General features: G+C 69.5%; 2 protein-coding genes. One reads left to right on the top strand and one right to left on the bottom strand.

What is annotated here, in order from left to right:
- Positions 1–153 precede the first annotated feature (153 nt).
- Positions 154–1,848 (top strand): ISAzo13 family transposase, encoded by a 1,695-nt coding sequence (locus tag IEZ01_RS34375; protein WP_229833367.1) that lies wholly within the window; start codon positions 154–156, stop codon positions 1,846–1,848.
- Between the two features lie 11 nt (positions 1,849–1,859).
- Here IEZ01_RS34375 and IEZ01_RS34370 read toward each other — a convergent pair.
- Positions 1,860–2,142, bottom strand: a 283-nt coding sequence (locus IEZ01_RS34370) for a transposase (RefSeq protein ID WP_189205710.1), incomplete at its 5' end; no start/stop codon positions are given.

Here is a 2,142-nt window from a genome sequence, read left to right as displayed (position 1 = left end):
GGCGATGCCGAGGATGGTGCACAGCCGCTTCACGCCGTGGCGGCGCTGGTGGTCGGCGACGAACTGGAAGCGGTTCAGGAGCCGTCAACTAACTACTGCCGGGTTCGGGCCCGTTGAAGTGGGTGGTGTGGTAAGTCGGCGTCTGTGGGGATTCTGGAAGCAACCCTGGCAGTACTGGACGTGAAGTTCGCGGAGATCCTGCCGCACTTGGACGAGCGGCAGCGCCGCCTGTATCTGGCCTCCGAGGCCGCCGCGCTCGGGCACGGCGGGATCACCGCAGTGGCCAGGCTGGCGGAGGTATCAGAGTCGACCATCGCGCGGGGACGCGACGAGCTCGCGACCGGGACACCAGTACTGGGTCGGGTGCGCCGCCCCGGCGGCGGACGCCGACCGGCCGCCGAACGTGATCCCGGCCTGGTGCCGGCACTCAAGGCCCTGATCGAGCCACGGGAGGTCGGCGACCCGGTCTCCCCGCTGCGCTGGACCACCGCCTCGCTGCGCGACCTGGCCCGGGAACTGACCGCGGCAGGCCATCCGATCAGCGCCCCGGCTGTGGGCAACCTGCTGCACTCGATGGGCTTCAGCCTCCAGGGCATGGCCAAGACCCGTGCCGGTAGCCAAGTCCCGGACCGTGACGCCCAGTTCCGGCACATCAACGCCACGGCCGAGCGGTTCCTGTCCCAGGAGCTGCCGGTGGTGAGCGTGGATGCGAAGAAGAAGGAGCCGATCGGCGACTTCGCTCGGGCGGGCCGCACCTACCGCCCCAAGGGGGCGCCGATCACGGCCCCGGACCACGACTTCGTGGACCCCGACACCCCGGTCGCAATCCCGTACGGCGTCTACGACCTGGGACAGGACACCGGCTGGGTGAACGTGGGCACCGACCGCAACACCGCGGCCTTCGCGGTGGAGTCCATCCGCCGCTGGTGGAACCAGCAAGGCCGGCACGACTACCCCGACGCGACCCGGCTGCTGATCACCGCCGACTCCGGAGGGGCGAACTCCGCCGGCTCCCACCTATTCAAGAAGGACCTGGCAGCCATCGCCGACGAGTGCGGACTGACCATCACCGTCCTGCACTTTCCGCCGGGAACATCGAAGTGGAACAAGGTCGAGCACCGCCTGTTCTCCCGCATCACCCACAGCCTGCGCGGACGGCCCCTGACCAGCTACGAGATACTGCTCCAGAGCATCACGGCCACCCGCACCCGCACCGGCCTGACCGTCAGCGCCGTCCTTGACGAGAACGACTACCCCACCGGGCGCACGCTCACCAAGGATGAGCGCAAGGCCATCCTGCAGCGCGTCCAGCGCGACGACTTCCACGGCGAGTGGAACTACACCATCGCCCCGGACGACCCCCAGCAGGCGCCGCCCGCCGAGCCGGACCGGGCGAAGGCACCGCCGATCCCGGCCGAGGCCACCTACCTGCTCACGCACCCCGCCCTGACCGGCATGTCCCGCGAACAGTTCGACCGGCTCGTGGAGGACCTCGAACCCTGCCGCCGGGTCCTGGCTGAGGCAGAACGGGAGAAGAGGAAGGGCCTCAACCGGCGCGGTTACAACCCTGGCTTCGGCTTCCTCGACCACCGGCACCGGGTCCTGGCCGCTGTCCTGAACCGCCGCAACACCGTCACCCTCACCCTGACGGCCCGGCTGCTCGGCCGGGACCGCAACACCTTGAGCTACCACGCTCACCGGACCTTGCCCCTGCTGGCCTTCGCTGCTGCCCCTGACATCACCGCGGCCCCCACTCAGCCCCGCCGGACCCATCCACCCCGCACGATCGACGCTCTCCAGAATGCGATCGCCGACTACGAAAGCAACATCAAGTCAGGCAGTAGTTAGTTGACGGCTCCTCACCAGCGCGTCTCCCCGGCGAAATACTTGGCAGCCTTCCGCAGGATCTCGCGTTCCTCCTCCAGCTCGCGGACCTTCTTGCGCAGAGCGGCGTTCTCCGCCTCCAGCGGTGTGGGCGGGTCGGCCGGCACCTCCGCCCGGCCTCCCCGGGGCCGACTCGCCCCGGCCGCCCGGACCCAGTTCCGCAACGTCTCCGGGTTGACCACCAGATCAGCGGCGACCGACCTGATCGTCGCTCCAGGCCGCGACTCGTACAACGCGACCGCGTCCGCCTTGAACTCC

Source organism: Streptomyces purpureus (genome assembly GCF_014648195.1).
Lineage (GTDB): Bacteria > Actinomycetota > Actinomycetes > Streptomycetales > Streptomycetaceae > Streptomyces > Streptomyces purpureus.
This window is presented reverse-complemented; position numbering and strand designations above follow the sequence as displayed.